Below are 16,602 nucleotides of genomic sequence, written 5' to 3'. Positions count from 1 at the left end.
TAGGCAGGCATTCTCACGTATACCCCGACGATCCAGGAGATCCGTAGCATGCAAAGGATTCTTTTAGTCGAAGACGATAGCTTTTTCCGGGAGGTCTATACCGACCTTCTTAAGGAGGACGGCTATAACGTCGAGGTGGCTGCCTCAGGTGAAGAGGCGCTGGATATGATCGGGAGAGGCGGCTATCACCTCGTTGTCACCGACCTGGTGATGCGCGACGTGAGCGGCCTCGATATCCTCTCCGAAGTGAAACGGCTCGACCCCGCAACCGCCGTGATCATGGTCACCGGCCACGCCAACGTCGAGACCGCCATCTACGCCCTGAAAAACGGCGCCACCGATTACCTCATAAAGCCCATCAACCAGGACGAATTCCGCCACATCGTCAGCCACTGCATGGAACAGCGCAGGCTGCTCGACGAGAATCTCGAGCTTAAAGGGCTGGTTAATCTTTTCCAGGTGAGTCAGAACATCTCCAACTGCCTGGAACTTGAGCGCCTCTACCAGATGCTCACCGACGCCCTTATGAAAGAAGTCGGCGTGCGCCGGGCTCTTGGCTATTTTGCCGAGAATGGGCAGCTGAAGCTGTGCGAGCTGAAGGGGATCGACGAGCTGAACGCGCATCTTCTTGGGCAGGCGGTCATCAGTGAAAGCGACCTGAGGGACGACGGCACCTCGCATCTGGTCTATCTGCGGAACTTCCTGCCGGAAGGCGCCGAATACGCCTGCGAGATCACCGAGGCGATGTGCCTCTACCTGCGTTACAAGTCGGACCTCCAGGGCGTGGTCATCCTGTTCAACGATCCCGGCGCCATGCTCCCGAGGGACATAAACCGCAAGCACATCTCCTTCCTGCTCGATCAGGGGCTGCTTGCGCTCGACAACGCCGTCCGCTACAACATCGCGAAAGATCTCCTCTATATCGACGAGCTGACCGGCCTGTACAACTACCGCTACCTCGACGTCGTACTGGAGCGCGAGCTGAAGCGCTGCGATCGCTACGGCTCCAACCTCGGTGTGCTCTTCCTCGACATCGACCTCTTCAAATCGGTGAACGACAACTTCGGCCACCTGATCGGGAGCCGCGTGCTGCGCGAGGTCGGCGCCCTGGTTCGAAAGAGCGTGCGTGACGTCGACGCGGTGATCCGTTACGGCGGCGACGAGTACACCATCGTTCTCGTGGAGACCGGTATGGAAGGCGCTGCCATCGTCGCCGAACGTATCCGGAAGACCATAGAGTCGCACACCTTCGCGAAAGCCGACGGGCTTGCCATCAGACTCACCGTGAGCCTTGGCTACGCGTGCGCGCCGGACGATGCCAGCACCAAGGCGGAGCTTCTGGAGATGGCGGACCAGGCGATGTACCGCGGCAAGAGCGCCGGCAAGAACAGGGCGTTCCATGCGGAAAGGCTGATCACGCCTCCCTGACGAAAGCGGTGGGGCAAATGGACGTGCAGCGGACCGGAAAGCAGTCTATGCCGGTTTTTTTATTTTTAAGGCCTTAACGCGAAGGCGCGAAGGCGCGAAGGTAAAACCAACATAAAGGGTTTTGCTGTTCCCCTGTTTGAGTTTCTCTTAGCGTCTTGGCGGCTTTGCGTCTTTGCGTTAAAGCCTTGGTCTTTAAGTCGTCCGCAGTGCATTTTTCAAGCAAGGAGAGCATCACCGTGGCAATCACCGGCATCAAGGGGTTTAATGACATCCTCCCGGGCGAGGTCGAGAAGTGGCAGCACATCGAGGCGACCGCGCGCCGGGTTTTCGAGCTGTACGGACTTTCCGAGATCAGGATCCCGATCATGGAGAAGACCGAGCTTTTCTGCCGCTCCATCGGCGACGCCACTGACATAGTGGAGAAGGAGATGTACTCCTTCGAGGACAAGGGCGGCAACAAGGTGACCCTGCGCCCGGAAGGGACCGCGTCGGTCATGCGTGCCTACGTCGAGCACAAGATGCACGCCCTCGACCCGGTCGCGCGCCTTTACTACATGGGGCCGATGTTCCGCTACGAGCGCCCGCAGAAAGGGCGTTACCGCCAGTTCCACCAGATCGGCGCCGAGATCACCGGGGTTGCGGCACCTACCGTCGACGCCCAGGTCCTCACCATGCTGACCCATTTCTTCCAGGAACTGGGGCTCACCGAGCCGAGCCTGCAGATCAACTCCCTTGGGTGCCCCTGCTGCCGTCCTGCCTACCGCGAGGCGCTCAAGAAGTTCCTGCTCGACCGCATCGACAAGCTGTGCGACGACTGCAAGCGCCGTTACGACACCAATCCGCTGCGCGCGCTCGACTGCAAGTCCGCCGGCTGCCAGGAGGCGACCCAGGGCGCACCCTCCATGCTCGACCACCTCTGCCCCGAGTGCGGCGACCACTTCGACAAGACAAGGAAATACCTCGAACTGGTCGGCACCCCGTACAGCATAAACTCGAGGATGGTGCGCGGCCTCGACTACTACACCAGGACCACCTTCGAGATGGTCACCACCATGCTGGGCGCCCAGAGCGCCGTCGCTGCAGGCGGCCGCTACGACGGGCTCATCTCCGAGATCGGCGGGCCGCAGATCCCCGGCATCGGCTTTGCCATGGGCGTCGAGCGCGTCGCCCTTTTGCTGGCCGAAAAGGATTTCTCGCGCCGTCCCGACCTCTTCATCGCGGCGCTTGGTGAGGAGGCGCATTCCGAAGCCTTCCGCCTGATGAGCGCCCTGCAGCGCCTGGGGCTTGCGGTCGAGATCGACTACGAAGGGAAGAGCCTGAAGAGCCAGATGAGACGCGCCGACAAGTTCAGCTCCCGCTTCACGCTGATCATCGGCGGGGACGAGCTCGCCCGCGGCACCGCCCCCCTCAAGAACATGGACGTCGGCAACCAGGCCGAGGTGGCGCTGGACGCGGCAAGCATCCATGCCGCCATGAACGCCGGGGCCTAGCTGTTCCGATCAAATCCGTAGGAGCGGTAAAAACAGACAAAAGAAAAGGGGACAGGCTACTTTTTAAGGTAAAGTAGCCTGTCCCCTTTTGTCTCTGCCGCGTTTGTTGTCACATCAGTACTACTACCGCTTACGGCAGTTCGAAAAGTAGCAGCTCGCTTGCTTCCTTCCCGGTCAGACGCAGCACATCCTCGCTGCTGACCGCCGCCCCGTCGCCTGCTTCCAGGACATGACCGTTCACGAGCACCTTGCCGCGCGCCACCTGTACCCACGCATGATGCTCCGCCGGAAGATGGTGGATGATTTCTTCGCCGGCTTTCAGCAGCGTCGCGTACAGCTTCGCATCCTGGTTGATGACAACCGAGCCGTTCTCCCCGTCCGGCGAGGCGACCAGGCGCAGGGTGCCCCGTTTCTCCTCATCCGGAAAGAACTTCTGCTCGTAACTCGGCGTGACTCCTTCCCGCTCCGGCAGGATCCATATCTGGAAGAAATGCAGCGGGTCGGTCTTGCTGTTGTTGAACTCGCTGTGGGTGATGCCGGTACCTGCGCTCATGCGCTGCACCTCGCCGGGACGGATCACCGACCCGTTCCCCATGCTGTCGCGATGGGCCAGTTCCCCTTCCAGCACATACGAGATGATCTCCATGTCCCGGTGCGGGTGCGTAGGGAACCCTATGTCCGGCTTGACCCGGTCCTCGTTAATGACCCGCAGAGTTCTGAAACCCATGTGGCGCGGGTCGTAGTAGTTGGCGAAGGAAAAGGTGTGATGGGTGTCGAGCCAGCCGTGGTCTGCGTGACCCCTGTCTTCCGATCTTCTTATGGTGATCATGGTTTTTCTCCTCTCAGACCTCAGTCGTTTGATTTGATATGATTTGATATTGAATTATTCTGACGGTGCTGTCAACGATTTATTCGCGGCCGTATGCAACTCGGCTGCCGTCATCGTACCAACTTAAATTATCTGGGCGTGAGAGCTTCTGTGCATTGACACAGACTCCCGGTTAGTGCAGAATGTGGCGGCTATTTTCTCATCCGAACAGTGACTGGAGCCAGCAGAGCCAAGGGCTCCTTTTGTTGTTTTAATTCAGTCTGTTGTCTGTTTTTTGGTTAGGGCTTTCCTGTTATGGATTCAGCAAACTTCGTCCATCTCCATCTGCACTCCCAGTACTCCCTCTTGGACGGCGCCATCCGTATCGGCGATCTGGTCAAGAAGGCGAAGGAGTACCACATGCCTGCGGTGGCGGTCACCGACCACGGCAACATGTTCGGCTCCCTCGAGTTCTACCTCAAGGCGAAGGACAAGGGGATCAAGCCGATCCTCGGGAGCGAGGTGTACATCGCACCGGGCTCCCGCCTGGAAAAGAAGGCGCCGACCGGCGCCGACCCGGTCACGAGCTATCACCTCATCCTGCTGGCCGAGAACATGGTCGGCTTCAAGAACCTCTGCTACCTCACCTCCGCAGGCTACAAGGACGGCTTCTACCGTCGCCCCCGCATCGACAAGGAACTGCTGGAGAAACACAGGGAAGGGCTCATCTGCCTCTCCGCCTGCCTCCAGGGCGAGATCGCCTACTTGGCCGGCAGGAACAAGATGGACGAGGCGAGAGCCGCGGCAAAGTGGTACGCGGAGATGTTCCCGGATTCCTACTACCTGGAGATCCAGGAGAACGGGCTCCCGGAGCAGACCATCGCGAACCAGAGGGTGATGGAAATCGCGCGCGAGCTGAATCTCCCGCTTGTCGCCACCAATGACTGCCATTACCTGAACAAAGAGGACGCCAAGGCGCACGAGATCCTTTTGTGCATCCAGACCGGGAAGACCATGAGCGACCCGAGCAGGATGCGTTTTACCACCGAGGCTTTCTACGTGAAGAGCCCGGAGGAGATGGCGAAGGATTTCCACTACTGCCCGGAGGCGCTCACCAACACCGTCAAGATCGCCGAGCGCTGCAATTACGAGTTCGACTTCAAGACTTATCACTTCCCGGCCTACGAGGCCCCGCCGGGTGAGACCCTCGATGACCAGTTGGAGCGCGAGTCCATCGAAGGCCTCAAGCTGCGCCTCCAGAAGATCAAGATCAAGTACCCGAACCTGACCCCGGAGCAGGAGCAGTCCTACCACGACCGACTGCGCATCGAGCTTGACTGCATCAGGCAGATGGGGTTCCCGGGCTACTTCCTCATCGTTGCGGACTTCATCAACTGGGCCAAGGACCACGGCATCCCGGTCGGACCGGGCAGGGGCTCGGCTGCGGGTAGCCTCGTCGCCTTCTGCATCAGGATCACCGACATCGATCCCATGCCGTACAACCTGCTGTTCGAGCGATTCCTCAACCCGGAACGTATCTCCATGCCGGATATCGACGTCGACTTCTGCCAGGACCGCCGCGAAGAGGTGATCCAGTACATGGTCGACCGCTACGGCAGGGAGAAGGTCTGCCAGATCGCCGCCTTCGGTACCATGGCCGCCCGCGGCGTCATCCGCGACGTCGGGCGCGCGCTAGACCTCACCTTTGCCGATGTCGACAAGATCGCCAAACTCGTTCCCGAGGTACTGGGGATCACGCTCGACAAGGCGATCGAGCAGGAGCCTAAACTCAAGGAGTTGATGGCCGCCGACCCGAAGGTGAACGAGGTCATGACCGTCGCGCTGCGCCTCGAGGGGCTTGCGCGCCACATCTCGACCCATGCCGCCGGACTCGTCGTCGCGCCGAAGCAGATGGAGGAGTTCTGCCCGGTCTACAAGGATCAGAAGACCGGATCTCTGACCACGCAGTACTCGATGAAGTACGTCGAGAAGGTGGGCCTCGTGAAGTTCGACTTCCTGGGCCTCAAGAACCTCACCGTCATCGACAACGCCTGCAAGCACATCCGCAACGGCAAGGACCCGAACTTCGACATCACGCTCCTTACCGACGACGATCCCGAAACCTACAAACTTTTGCAGGCCGGCAACACGACCGGCGTCTTCCAGCTCGAGTCGAGCGGCATGAAGGAGCTCCTCGTCAAGCTGAAGCCCTCCTGCTTCGAGGACATCATCGCGGTGTGCGCCCTCTACCGTCCGGGTCCGCTCGGCTCCGGCATGGTGGACGACTTCATCGAGCGAAAGCACGGCCGCAAGCAGACCGTCTACGACCTGCCGCAGCTCGAGCCGGTCCTCAAGGACACCTACGGCGTCATCGTCTACCAGGAACAGGTCATGCAGATCTCCCGTTCCCTGGCCGGCTACTCGCTCGGCGGCGCGGACCTCCTGCGTCGCGCCATGGGTAAGAAGGACGCCGAGCAGATGGCGAAGGAGCGCCTGAAGTTCATGGAGGGGTCCGAGAAGCTCGGGCTCGATTCCAAAAAGTGCGCCGCCATCTTCGACCTCATGGCGAAGTTCGCCGAGTACGGCTTCAACAAGTCGCACTCCGCCGCCTACGCGCTCGTCGCCTACCAGACCGCGTACCTGAAGGCCCACTACCCGGTCGAGTTCATGGCTGCCCTCCTCACCGAGGATATGAGCAACACCGACAAGGTGATCAAGAGCATCGGCGACTGCCGCGAGATGGGCATCGAGGTGCTCCCGCCGGACATCAACGAGTCGCTGCGCTCCTTCCGCGTGCTCGAAAACGCCATGCGCTTCGGTCTCGGTGCCGTGAAGAACGTGGGGGAGGGTGCCATCGAGGCGATCCTCGAGGCGCGCGGGGACGAGCCGTTCAAGGACATCTTCGACTTCTGCGAACGCGTCGACCTGCGTCGCTGCAACAAGAGGGTGATCGAGGCGTTGATAAAAAGCGGCGCCTTCGACTGCACCGGCGCCAAACGAGCGCAACTGATGGCGGGACTCGACGACGCCGCCGCCCAGGGACAGCGCGTGCAGCAGGAGCGCGAGAGCGCGCAGGTCTCCCTATTCGGCATCGCCGAGATCCAGCGCAGTGCGAACGGCTCGGGGAACCGCCTTCCGGACATCCCTGAGTGGGACGAGAAATACCGGCTCGGGTGCGAGAAGGAGGCGATCGGCTTCTTCATCACTGGGCACCCGCTGGACCGCTACGTGGCCGACATGCGCCGCTTCTCTAATGTCGACTGTTCCTCGATCAACGAGGCAAAGGATAAGAGCGAGGTGAAGATCTGCGGCGTCCCCGCAAGTCTCAAGGAGATCATGACCAAGAAGGGGGACCGGATGGGGTTCATCACCCTAGAGGACCTGGTCGGCTCCCTGGAGGTCGTCGTCTTCTCCGACGTCTACGCCCGCTGCTCCGAACACCTGAAGGGGGACGACCCCATTCACATCACCGGCACGGTCGAGCAAGGCGAGAAGGGGGCCAAGATCATGGCGAGCGACATCATGCTGTTGCGCGACCTGGTCGAGCGTGATACGCGCAGGGTGAACTTCACCATAGACGCGAAGGAAGTCGATGCAGGCAAGCTCGACAGGCTGAAGGATATCATTTCGCGCTATCAGGGGATCTGTCGCAGCTTCCTTCACCTGGACATAGAGAACAGCTCGCGCGTAACCATCAAACTTTCCGACGTATACAAAGTGGCAGCTAGTGAAGAATTAACAGTGGAAGTGAGTAACCTCTTCGGCTATAATGCCGTGTCCTTCGAGTAGACTCAGGACGCATGCGGTTATTTTATTTGAAAGCAAGGAGATAGAAATATATGGCATTGCAGCAGAGCTATCTGGATTTTGAGAAGCCGCTGGCGGAACTGGACAAGAAGATCCAGGAACTGCTGGCATTTTCCACTGAGGGGGTCGATCTCTCCGCTGAGGTCGCCAAACTTGAGGAGAAGGCAGAGAAGATGCGCGAAGACATGTTTGCAAATCTTTCCCGCTGGCAGACGGCCCAGGTTGCCCGCCATATCAATCGTCCTTTCACCCTCGATTACCTGAGCCTGATCTTCACCGAGTTCGTAGAACTGCACGGTGACCGCAACTTCGGCGACGACCACGCCATCGTAGGCGGCCTTGCCCGTCTTGACGGCGAGCCGGTCATGGTGATCGGTCACCAGAAGGGGCGCGACACCAAGGAGAAGGTGTTCCGCAACTTCGGCATGCCGAACCCGGAAGGGTACCGGAAGGCGCTGCGCCTGATGGAGATGGCCGAGCGCTTCAAGCTCCCCATCATCACCTTCGTTGACACCCCGGGCGCCTTCCCCGGCATCGGCGCGGAGGAGCGCGGCCAGGCCGAGGCGATCGCGAGGAACCTGCGCGAGATGAGCCGTCTCACCGTCCCCATCATCGTCGTCATCACCGGCGAGGGTGGCTCCGGCGGCGCGCTTGCCATCGCCGTTGGTGACCGCGTCCTGATGCTGCAGCACTCCGTGTACGCGGTCATCTCCCCCGAGGGTTGCGCCGCGATCCTCTGGTCGGACGGCACCAAGGGAGCCCAGGCCGCCGAGGCGCTCAAGCTCACCGCGAAAGACATCAAGGATCTTGAGGTCATCGACGAGATCGTTCCCGAGCCCGCCGGCGGCGCGCACCGCGACCACGAGGCGATGGCGAAGAACCTGCACGAGGCGCTTTCCAGGAATCTGAAGGAGCTGAAGGCGATTCCGGCCGACGAGCTGATCGAGCAGCGCTACCAGAAGTTCCGCAAGATGAGCCGCTTCGCCGAGTAGTCCACGGCGGATTCAACAGCAATAAAAAGAAGGGGGCATGGCGTAAAGCCATGCCCCCTTTTTCTTTGGTTCATTGTGGAAGATAAGTTTCTTAAGAGAATTCGTGGAACCTGAGTGTAGCTTCCTACGAAGCGCTGCACGGACCCTGGCGTCCCCCCCTTTGCGAAGGGGGGGCAGGGGGGATTTGCCTTGAAGGCCTTGCAGCCCCGGCCCCCCACAAACTGCGTAAGCAGAGAATAAATCCTGAGTAAAAGCTGTTCGGTCTATGCCAACAAAGAGCAAATCCCCCCCGTCCCCCCTTCGCAAAGGGGGGAGCGCCGAGTTCACGTGCGGCGCTTGGTTGGAAAGTATCCACCTTTGCGAAGGGCTCTACCCGATGACAAGCGACGCCGCGTGCAGCAGGATGCCGATCATGCCGCCGACCAGCGTTCCGTTCATCCTGATGAACTGCAGGTCCGAACCGATGCTGAGCTCGATCTCCTTGATGAACTCCTCGTTGTCCCACTCCTTCACCGTCCCGGAGATGTGTTTCGCGAACCCGGTCCTAAGCCCGTCGGCGTATTTACGCACCACCCCTTCCAGGTGCTCGTTGATGGAATCGGAAAGCTCGCCGCTCTTCGAGAGGGTGTTGCCGAGGGCAACCGCTGCGTCTGCAACCTTGTGCCTGATCGCGGAATGCTCCCGCTCCAGGTCTTGAACCACCCAGGCCTTCAGGTCGCCGACCAGCCCCCGGGCGTAGTGCCCCAGTTGCTCGTTCCCCACCAACTCCTGCTTCAACTCCTCGACCCTTGCCCTCATCGCCGTGTCGTGCTTCAGCTTCACGATGAAATCCCCGACCGCGCGGTCGAACTCGTGGCGCAGCTCGTGGCTCGGGTCGGCGTTCACCGCCTCGAGGAAGCCGCTTACCTTCCTCACAATCTTCTCCCCGGCGTTTCTGGCGAACTGGGGACGGTTCGGGATGAACTTGCTGAGCAGCGGATATTCGGTATCCACCCAGTTGTCTAGGGCGATGGCCACCTTCTCCTGCGCTTCCGGTTTCGCGAGCCATCCCCCGAGGCGGCGCAGCAGCTCGTCCAGCACCACCTGGTGCCGGCTCTCACTCCTGAGGCTTTCCAGCAGTGTCCCCGCGGAAGAGGCGGCATCGAACTTCTCCACCCGGTCGCTAAGCGCCGCACTCACCACCTTGCTGACCCTCTCGTCTTCGAGGAAGTCGATCGACTCGGAGATGACCCGGGTGATCCCGGTGGCAAGTCCCTCGGCGTTTTGCCGGGAGACGAGGTAATCGCACAGGCGCCGTGCCGGGTCGAAGGCCCGCATCCTCTCGACCAGCACCTCGGTGGCCAGAAACTTCTCCTGGATGAACTGGCCTAGGTTGTCGGCGATGGTCTCCTTCTTCTCCGCAACGATGGCGGTGTGGGGGATGGGAAGCCCCATCGGGTGCCTGAAGAGGGCGACTACGGCAAACCAGTCCGCGAGAGCGCCGACCATGGCGGCCTCGGCGAAGGCGGCAACCCACCCCCAGGCCCCGCTGCCGTGCTGCAGGCGTGCGACGACAAAGAGCAGGGCGGCCCCGACAAGGAGTGCACCGGCTACGGTCTTGTTCTTTTTCAAAGCTGCGGTTCTTACATCCGTCATCTGCATGAACATCTACTCCTTGCGAACATATCTCTTTACTGCGGCTTCAGCGCAGCCTGTCTTTTTAGCAGGTTCCGTACCTCATGGCAACAGCTTCGCTGGTAGGTCGCACTGTTTACCGCATAACTGGTTGCTACCTGCACGGCTGCTGTGATATGACTTGATCCGCATAAATTCACCGGCGAGAGCCCAGGTAAGGAGAGACATATGCAGGAGCGTTTGCAAAAGATACTGTCGCAGGCGGGCATCGCCTCGCGGCGCGAGTCGGAAAACATCATCACCTCGGGGCGTGTGGCCGTGAATGGCACGGTGGTCACCGAGCTCGGCACCAAGGCGGACCTGGAAACCGATACCATCACGGTGGACGGCAAGCCGATCGCCGTTGAGGAAAAGCGAGTCTACCTGCTTCTGTACAAGCCGGTAGGGTACATGACCACCATGAAGGACCCCGAGGGGCGCCCCATCGTCTCCGATCTTCTCAAAGGGGTGCAGGAGCGGGTGTATCCCGTCGGTCGACTCGATTACAACACGGAAGGGCTCCTGCTGCTCACCAACGACGGTGCTTTCGCCAACATGCTGATGCACCCCAGCCACGAGGTGGACAAGGGATACCTGGTCCGGGTGAGCGGGCACGTCACCGCGGTACAGATAAAAAAGCTCTCCGAGGGGGTGAAGCTGGAGGACGGCATGACCGCTCCGGCGAAGGTCGCGCAGGTGAGCGAGAGCGAGAACAACTCCTGGATCTCCATCACCATCCACGAGGGGCGCTACCGCCAGGTGCGGCGCATGTGCGAGGCGGTGGGGCTGAACGTCGTGCGCCTGAAGCGCGCGCGCTACGACTTCCTGGAGATCGGCGAGATGAAGCCGGGCGAGTTCAGGGAGCTCACTGCTGAAGAGGTAACCAAGCTGAAAAGGAAGATCGTTGCGGTCGGTACCGGCCGGGGTCCGAAAAAGACCGGTGTGGTGGCGAGAAGAAAGATCGCGCCGCGTCGTTAGTTTGCAGCGCTGCAGGAAGTGACGTGTTTGCGTGAAACAACAAAAGCCGCCCCTTGAAGGGCGGCTTTTTCATTTATATTGAAAGGCTGCAAAGAGGATCACATCAGGAGTCAGGCGCTCATCTGCTGCTTCTGTTTCGAGGCGCGGGGCTGTTTCACCGGCTTTTTTTCCGCGCCCCCCTTGGCGGCAAGCTTTGCGGCGCGGACGGCGCGCGCCTTGGCCAAGTTGTCGGCGAGCCCCTTCTCCTGGGCCATACGCCTGCGTGCCTCGGAGAAGTTCCTTGCGGTCAGCGCCTGGTTACTCGGGATGCCGAACTGTTTTCTGTACTCTCCGGGTTTTACTCCATGTACCTGGGCAAGATGGCGCGCGAGCGTCTTCATGCCGGTCTTGCCGCACAACATGCAGCTTATCTGGTCCGGTTGGAACGCCTTTTTCAGGGTAAGCGCCGGTCCCCTTTCGCCGCCCACCTCCATTCCCTCGCCTGTTTCCACTTCGAGTTTCTGCAGTGCGCCATGCACCTTCTGCAGTTCAAGAAGCAGATCGTCGCCTGACATCTCTGTAACCGAGGCATGTGAAGAGACAATACTGGCCGTCAACTCGAGCAGTGATGATGCCATCGTTTCGCTCCTCCTTTTAAATTCTTAGTTGTGGTACATGAGTCGCTTATTATTAAACTACACGCTTGTTTAAAAGCAAGCGATAAATCACTCGTGTAAACAAAAAAGTTGACTGCCCTGACAGATTTCTGCTAGGTTTTTGCGCTGATTGCATGCCGGGCAACGGCAGCAAGACAATGAGGGATACTTAGTATGGGAAGAATTGTAATAGACGAGATGCGCTGCAAGGGTTGCGGTATCTGCACGATTGCTTGCCCGAAGAAGCTGATCAGGCTCTGCGAGAAGGTCAATATCCAGGGTTACGCACCTGCTGAAGCTCCCAATCTGGAGCAGTGTACCGGGTGCGCTCTCTGCGCCGAAATCTGTCCTGACGTTGCCATAACCGTCTTCAAGTAAATCCTTTCGTTCAGCACTGAGAGATGTCGCAGCGGATCGACCGGTCCGTGTCGATGTCGGTGTCTCGAAGTGCATCCGAGCGAGCAGGAACCGTGGGAGGGTCAATTGTCTAAACGGCTGTTTGTTAAAGGAAATGAAGCCGCGGCCATGGGGGCTGTCGAAGCCGGCTGCCGCTACTACTTCGGCTATCCGATCACCCCGCAAAGCGACATTCCGGAATATCTCTCGCGTGAGCTTCCGAAGCTGAACGGCGAGTTCATCCAGGCTGAGAGCGAGATCGGTGCGATCAACATGCTCCTGGGCGCCTCCGCATGCGGCGTGCGCGCCATGACCTCCTCCTCGAGCCCGGGGATCTCGCTCAAGCAGGAAGGGATCTCCTACATGGCCGGCGCGGAACTCCCCGGCGTGATCATCAACATCTCGCGTTCCGGACCGGGCCTTGGCGGCATCGACGCCTCCCAGTCCGATTATTTTCAGTCCGTGAAGGGCGGCGGGCACGGTGGCTACCACATCCCCGTCCTCGCCCCGAACTCGGTGCAGGAGATGTACGACCTCACCATGCACGCCTTCGATCTCGCCGACCTGTACCGCACCCCGGTCATGCTCCTGGGGGACTCGGTGATCGGGCAGATGAAGGAGGCGCTCGTCCCGAACGCACGTCCGGTGCGTGAACTCCCGGAGAAGGGATGGGCGGTGCGCGGCAAAAGCGGCGCCGAGCAGCGCGTGGTTAAATCGCTGTTCCTGGGCGACGGCGAGCTCGAGGCGCACAACTGGCGCCTGCACGCGAAGTACCAGGTGATGAAGGAGAAGGAGTGTATCAGCGAGGAGTACGAGACTGCCGACGCCCGTCTCATCGTCACCGGCTTCGGCTCCGTCGCCAGGATCGCCCATACTGCCGTCGCCATGGCCCGTGAGGAGGGGATGAAGGTCGGTCTTTTCCGTCCGGTCACCCTGTTCCCGTTCCCTGAGAAGGCCCTTGCCGAGGCTGCCGGTCGTGCCGGCAAGGTGCTGGTCGTGGAACTCAACACCGGACAGATGGTCGAGGACGTGCGCCTCTCCGTTGGCGCCGCGGCGCAGGTCTCCTTCTATGGCAGGCCGCCGGGAGCCGGCTCGCTGCCGTCGCCAGAGGAACTTCTCGAGGTGATCAGGAAGCAGTACGACGACACGGCGCGCTAGGCAGGGAGGGGAGATATGCAGCAGGTTTTCAAAAGACCGCAAAGTTTGAAGGATGTTCAGACCCATTTCTGTCCCGGCTGTCATCACGGCACCATTCACCGCCTGGTGGCCGACGCGATGGATCTGTACGGCGTCCAGGATAAAACCATCGGCGTGGCCTCGGTCGGCTGCTCCGTGTTCCTTTACGGCTATTTCGACATCGACGTAGTGGAGGCCCCGCACGGCAGGGCGCCCGCGGTCGCCACCGGTGTGAAGCGCGCGAAGCCCGACAACTTCGTCTTCACCTACCAGGGTGACGGCGACCTTGCCGCCATCGGCACCGCGGAGATCATCCATGCCGCGAACCGCGGCGAGGACATCACCGTCGTCTTCGTGAACAACACCACCTACGGCATGACCGGCGGCCAGATGGCCCCCACCACCCTGGTGGGCCAGAAGACCTCCACCTCGCCGTACGGCAGGGACAAGTCGAAGGACGGTTCCCCAATCCGGATGGCGGAGCTGATGGCGCAGTTGGGCGGCGTCGCCTACTCGGCGCGTGTCGCAGTGGACTCGCCCAAGCATGTTCTCGAGGCCAAGAAGGTGATGCGCGAGGCGTTCGGGTACCAGGCCGAGGGGAAAGGGTTCTCTTTCGTGGAGGTGCTTTCCTCCTGTCCGACCAACTGGGGGATGAATCCCCTCAAGGCGAACGCGCGGGTAGGCGAGGAGATGATTCCGTATTTCCCGCTCGGCATCTTCAAGAAAGAAGAGGCCTAGGGAAGGCCCTTTTAACGTAGAACCTAGAACGCAGAACGTAGAACCTGTTCTGCAGTTTGAGGAGGGACGATGCGTACAGAAGTTTTGATAGCCGGGTTTGGCGGGCAGGGCGTGCTCCTTGCCGGGAACCTGCTTTCCTATGCGGCTATAGATGAAGGCAAGAACGTGAGCTACTTCCCCGCCTACGGCGTGGAAAAGCGTGGCGGCTCCGCCACCTGCACCGTAGTGATCGCCGACGGCGCGGTCGGCTCCCCCGTGCTCGGGCAACCGGCGGTGCTCGTGGTCCTAAACCAGGCGTCGCTCGAGCGCTTCGGCGCCAAGGTGCGTCCCGGCGGCCTTTTGATCGTCAACTCGTCGCTCGTCGACATCACCGAGCTGAACCGCAGCGACATCACCATCATCCCGGTCCCCATGAACGATATTGCCACCGACCTGGGCGACCTGAGGATGGTGAATATGGTTGCGGTGGGGGCCTACGTCGCGCTTACCGGAGCGGTGCAGATGGAGTCGCTTTCCGGCGCCTTGGCCCAGGCGCTGCCGGAGCGCAACCACAAGTTCATCCCCGCCAACGTGAAGGCGATAGAAACCGGGGCGCAGGTGGCAAAGTCGAAAAAAGAAGCTTGACTTTGGTTCTACGATTCTGGTATTAATCTGGTCTCTCAACGATGGGGTATCGCCAAGCGGTAAGGCAACGGACTCTGACTCCGTCATCCAAGGTTCGAATCCTTGTACCCCAGCCAAACAAAATCAAGGAGTTACGCGATTAGCGTAACTCCTTTTTTGTTGGCTGAAATTGGCCACAAAAGAGGCTAACATGTTGATTTTAAACCGGTTAGCCTCTTCTTTTTGCCCGGTTTTGATGCATTTATAGATTGCAAGCTATTGATCTATAACGTTTTTGTGTAAATTCAGATAGTTATGAATTTCGCGGCAAGATTAAACCTTTTGAACGCAGAACAACGCAGAACAAAACATGACAAAATACGTTGTGTTATCGGCATAAAGTCAGCCGATCATCTTGGGGGTCAAACTCCGTCACCTAAAACGCATATATGTAAATGCTTTCCAACGTGCCTTCAGATCGTGCTATTCTCTTATTAAGTGAAGAATGGGCTTACGCTTCATTAACTGAAAGGGTCGATGGGGGTGGGCATGAGAGGACGTGGGTCAGTATTCAAATTGTGGCTTTGCACATGTGGGCATCTGAGCAGACGTGTACAACATCCAGCGAAGGATCCGCCGCCATGCCCTCTTTGCGGATGTCCGACGCACTATTCCGATAAATGGTACGTTACCTACGCTTCGGACGGCAAAGAAGTTATGAAAGCGGTAAGCTCGACCAAAGAATTTGCCACCACATACCTCCTAAGAAAAATCCATGAGGTGGAAACAGACAAATATATGCCATCGGACAGGCGGCTCACTTGGACAGAGGCTGTAAAGCTATATGAGGTTTATTTAGAGTCCAAAAAAACTGTTACCGCAAGATTTTACCAGCAACGCATTGACACCTTCCTAACCCCATTCTTTTATGGCTTCAGTGTCAAGGGGCAGGCTGAACTACCCCCAGAGCTGGCGCGGCGTCTCCCAGAGCACATTAACGACTTCTTACCACAACATCTTGACGCCTACATGGTCTACTGTCGTAGAGAGTGGCGGCACACCAACTCCACCATCAACAGGGCGCGGTCCACCATTTTGAATATGTTCAACTGCTTCGTCAGGGGGAGGATTCTCGCGCTCGATGGCAGCCGTTACCTATCCTACAATCAGCTTGCTATCGTTCCTGCTCTTCAGGAAAATGATAGTAGGGAGTCCTCATTTTTCGCTGCTGCACAAATCAAACTTATCCTGGAAGAGGCGGGAAAAATTGATAAACGATTGCCGCCGATGATAGGCCTTGGATGCTTTGCTGGTCTCAGGAGAAGAACCATATGCACTATTAAGAAAAGTTATTTTAACTTTAAGGAAAATACAATAGCGCTGCCCGCAAGCTCACGAAAGCGTGGGGAATATATACATTATGTAATTATTATTCCTGCCCTTGCTCGACTCTTCGAAAAATACCTCGCCCAATTGTCACCCCAAGAGGTAGCCAGTGAGTGGATGTTTTGTGGGGATCGGTCACCCCGTCATATCTCCTTCTCGTTTTTTGACACCCATTTCAAAAAGGTCCTGAAGCGTTGCCACATCGAAAATAAAAGATTCCACGATACAAAGCACACAGCAGGAACGTACATGTACGCTGCAACCAGAGACATCAGGGTTGTAGCAGATTTCCTCGATCATGCAGATATAAACCAGAGTCGGAAGTACGCTTCCTTAAGCATGGAACAACTCAAAAAAGCCATGGGCAAATTTGCCAAAGAACTAAAGAGCACTGCGTGAAAAGCCTAACCCTTTGACAGAGGCCCTGGAATTTTATATGTTTAAAGACTTGTGAGCGCCTTTGCTAGGACAACGGCGGCAACGGATCAACCTCCCCGCACTCCATGTATGCC

13 protein-coding genes and 1 tRNA gene are annotated in these 16,602 nt (G+C 58.8%); 11 read left to right on the top strand and 3 right to left on the bottom strand.

What is annotated here, in order from left to right; genetic code table 11:
• Positions 1–48: 48 nt before the first annotated feature.
• Positions 49–1,428: a GGDEF domain-containing response regulator gene (locus E8L22_RS09015; protein WP_136524882.1), complete on the top strand. Its 1,380-nt coding sequence runs from the start codon at positions 49–51 to the stop codon at positions 1,426–1,428.
• Between the two features lie 236 nt (positions 1,429–1,664).
• Positions 1,665–2,918, top strand: coding sequence for a histidine--tRNA ligase (hisS, locus tag E8L22_RS09010; protein ID WP_136524881.1), 1,254 nt, complete (start codon positions 1,665–1,667; stop codon positions 2,916–2,918).
• A 130-nt stretch (positions 2,919–3,048) separates the two neighbouring features.
• Here hisS and E8L22_RS09005 read toward each other — a convergent pair whose 3' ends face one another.
• Positions 3,049–3,747: a pirin family protein gene (locus E8L22_RS09005; RefSeq protein WP_136524880.1), complete on the bottom strand. Its 699-nt coding sequence runs from the start codon at positions 3,745–3,747 to the stop codon at positions 3,049–3,051.
• A 294-nt stretch (positions 3,748–4,041) separates the two neighbouring features.
• On the opposite strand from E8L22_RS09005, the gene dnaE reads away from it, so the two are divergent.
• A complete protein-coding gene (gene dnaE, locus E8L22_RS09000; protein WP_136524879.1) occupies positions 4,042–7,515 on the top strand; it encodes a DNA polymerase III subunit alpha in 3,474 nt (1,157 codons plus the stop codon).
• A gap of 50 nt (positions 7,516–7,565) precedes the next feature.
• The gene (locus E8L22_RS08995; protein ID WP_135870848.1) at positions 7,566–8,525 is read left to right on the top strand and encodes an acetyl-CoA carboxylase carboxyltransferase subunit alpha; all 960 of its coding nucleotides are present in this window, start codon (positions 7,566–7,568) and stop codon (positions 8,523–8,525) included.
• A gap of 369 nt (positions 8,526–8,894) precedes the next feature.
• On the opposite strand, the gene E8L22_RS08990 is transcribed toward E8L22_RS08995, so the two are convergent.
• Positions 8,895–10,166: a DUF445 domain-containing protein gene (locus tag E8L22_RS08990; RefSeq protein ID WP_136524878.1), complete on the bottom strand. Its 1,272-nt coding sequence runs from the start codon at positions 10,164–10,166 to the stop codon at positions 8,895–8,897.
• Positions 10,167–10,367: 201 nt separating this feature from the next.
• Between E8L22_RS08990 and E8L22_RS08985 the strand changes: the two genes are divergently transcribed.
• On the top strand, positions 10,368–11,156 hold the full coding sequence (locus E8L22_RS08985; RefSeq protein WP_136524877.1) for a pseudouridine synthase: 789 nt from the start codon (positions 10,368–10,370) through the stop codon (positions 11,154–11,156).
• Positions 11,157–11,266: 110 nt separating this feature from the next.
• Here the strand turns inward: E8L22_RS08985 and E8L22_RS08980 are convergent, their stop codons facing one another.
• Positions 11,267–11,773, bottom strand: a complete 507-nt coding sequence (locus E8L22_RS08980; RefSeq protein ID WP_136524876.1) for a MucR family transcriptional regulator — start codon at positions 11,771–11,773, stop codon at positions 11,267–11,269.
• Positions 11,774–11,965: 192 nt separating this feature from the next.
• Between E8L22_RS08980 and E8L22_RS08975 the strand changes: the two genes are divergently transcribed.
• The 6 genes from E8L22_RS08975 (at position 11,966) to E8L22_RS08950 (ending at position 16,489) form a co-directional block, all read left to right on the top strand.
• Positions 11,966–12,169, top strand: a complete 204-nt coding sequence (locus E8L22_RS08975) for a 4Fe-4S binding protein (RefSeq protein WP_136524875.1) — start codon at positions 11,966–11,968, stop codon at positions 12,167–12,169.
• A gap of 105 nt (positions 12,170–12,274) precedes the next feature.
• Complete coding sequence (locus E8L22_RS08970) at positions 12,275–13,345, top strand: 3-methyl-2-oxobutanoate dehydrogenase subunit VorB (RefSeq protein WP_136524874.1); 1,071 nt, start codon at positions 12,275–12,277, stop codon at positions 13,343–13,345.
• 15 nt (positions 13,346–13,360) lie between these two features.
• Complete coding sequence (locus E8L22_RS08965; RefSeq protein WP_136524873.1) at positions 13,361–14,101, top strand: thiamine pyrophosphate-dependent enzyme; 741 nt, start codon at positions 13,361–13,363, stop codon at positions 14,099–14,101.
• 69 nt (positions 14,102–14,170) lie between these two features.
• Positions 14,171–14,725 (top strand): 2-oxoacid:acceptor oxidoreductase family protein, encoded by a 555-nt coding sequence (locus tag E8L22_RS08960; RefSeq protein WP_136524872.1) that lies wholly within the window; start codon positions 14,171–14,173, stop codon positions 14,723–14,725.
• Positions 14,726–14,767: 42 nt separating this feature from the next.
• Positions 14,768–14,841, top strand: a tRNA-Gln gene (locus E8L22_RS08955).
• 580 nt (positions 14,842–15,421) lie between these two features.
• The gene (locus tag E8L22_RS08950) at positions 15,422–16,489 is read left to right on the top strand and encodes a tyrosine-type recombinase/integrase (RefSeq protein WP_162604812.1); all 1,068 of its coding nucleotides are present in this window, start codon (positions 15,422–15,424) and stop codon (positions 16,487–16,489) included.
• Positions 16,490–16,602: the final 113 nt, after the last annotated feature.

It is taken from the genome of Geomonas ferrireducens (assembly GCF_004917065.1).
Lineage (GTDB): Bacteria > Desulfobacterota > Desulfuromonadia > Geobacterales > Geobacteraceae > Geomonas > Geomonas ferrireducens.
The sequence above is the reverse complement of the archived record's forward strand: the minus strand, read 5'-3'. Positions and strand labels throughout refer to the sequence as shown.

What these genes read in the sequence shown, in the direction of transcription:
- E8L22_RS09015 (WP_136524882.1), top strand. Translation starts at nt 49, where the DNA reads ATGCAAAGGATTCTTTTAGTCGAAGACGATAGCTTTTTCCGGGAGGTC.
- E8L22_RS09005 (WP_136524880.1), bottom strand. Translation starts at nt 3,747, where the DNA reads ATGATCACCATAAGAAGATCGGAAGACAGGGGTCACGCAGACCACGGC.
- dnaE (WP_136524879.1), top strand. Translation starts at nt 4,042, where the DNA reads ATGGATTCAGCAAACTTCGTCCATCTCCATCTGCACTCCCAGTACTCC.
- E8L22_RS08995 (WP_135870848.1), top strand. Translation starts at nt 7,566, where the DNA reads ATGGCATTGCAGCAGAGCTATCTGGATTTTGAGAAGCCGCTGGCGGAA.
- E8L22_RS08990 (WP_136524878.1), bottom strand. Translation starts at nt 10,166, where the DNA reads ATGCAGATGACGGATGTAAGAACCGCAGCTTTGAAAAAGAACAAGACC.
- E8L22_RS08985 (WP_136524877.1), top strand. Translation starts at nt 10,368, where the DNA reads ATGCAGGAGCGTTTGCAAAAGATACTGTCGCAGGCGGGCATCGCCTCG.
- E8L22_RS08980 (WP_136524876.1), bottom strand. Translation starts at nt 11,773, where the DNA reads ATGGCATCATCACTGCTCGAGTTGACGGCCAGTATTGTCTCTTCACAT.
- E8L22_RS08975 (WP_136524875.1), top strand. Translation starts at nt 11,966, where the DNA reads ATGGGAAGAATTGTAATAGACGAGATGCGCTGCAAGGGTTGCGGTATC.
- E8L22_RS08965 (WP_136524873.1), top strand. Translation starts at nt 13,361, where the DNA reads ATGCAGCAGGTTTTCAAAAGACCGCAAAGTTTGAAGGATGTTCAGACC.
- E8L22_RS08960 (WP_136524872.1), top strand. Translation starts at nt 14,171, where the DNA reads ATGCGTACAGAAGTTTTGATAGCCGGGTTTGGCGGGCAGGGCGTGCTC.
- E8L22_RS08950 (WP_162604812.1), top strand. Translation starts at nt 15,422, where the DNA reads ATGAAAGCGGTAAGCTCGACCAAAGAATTTGCCACCACATACCTCCTA.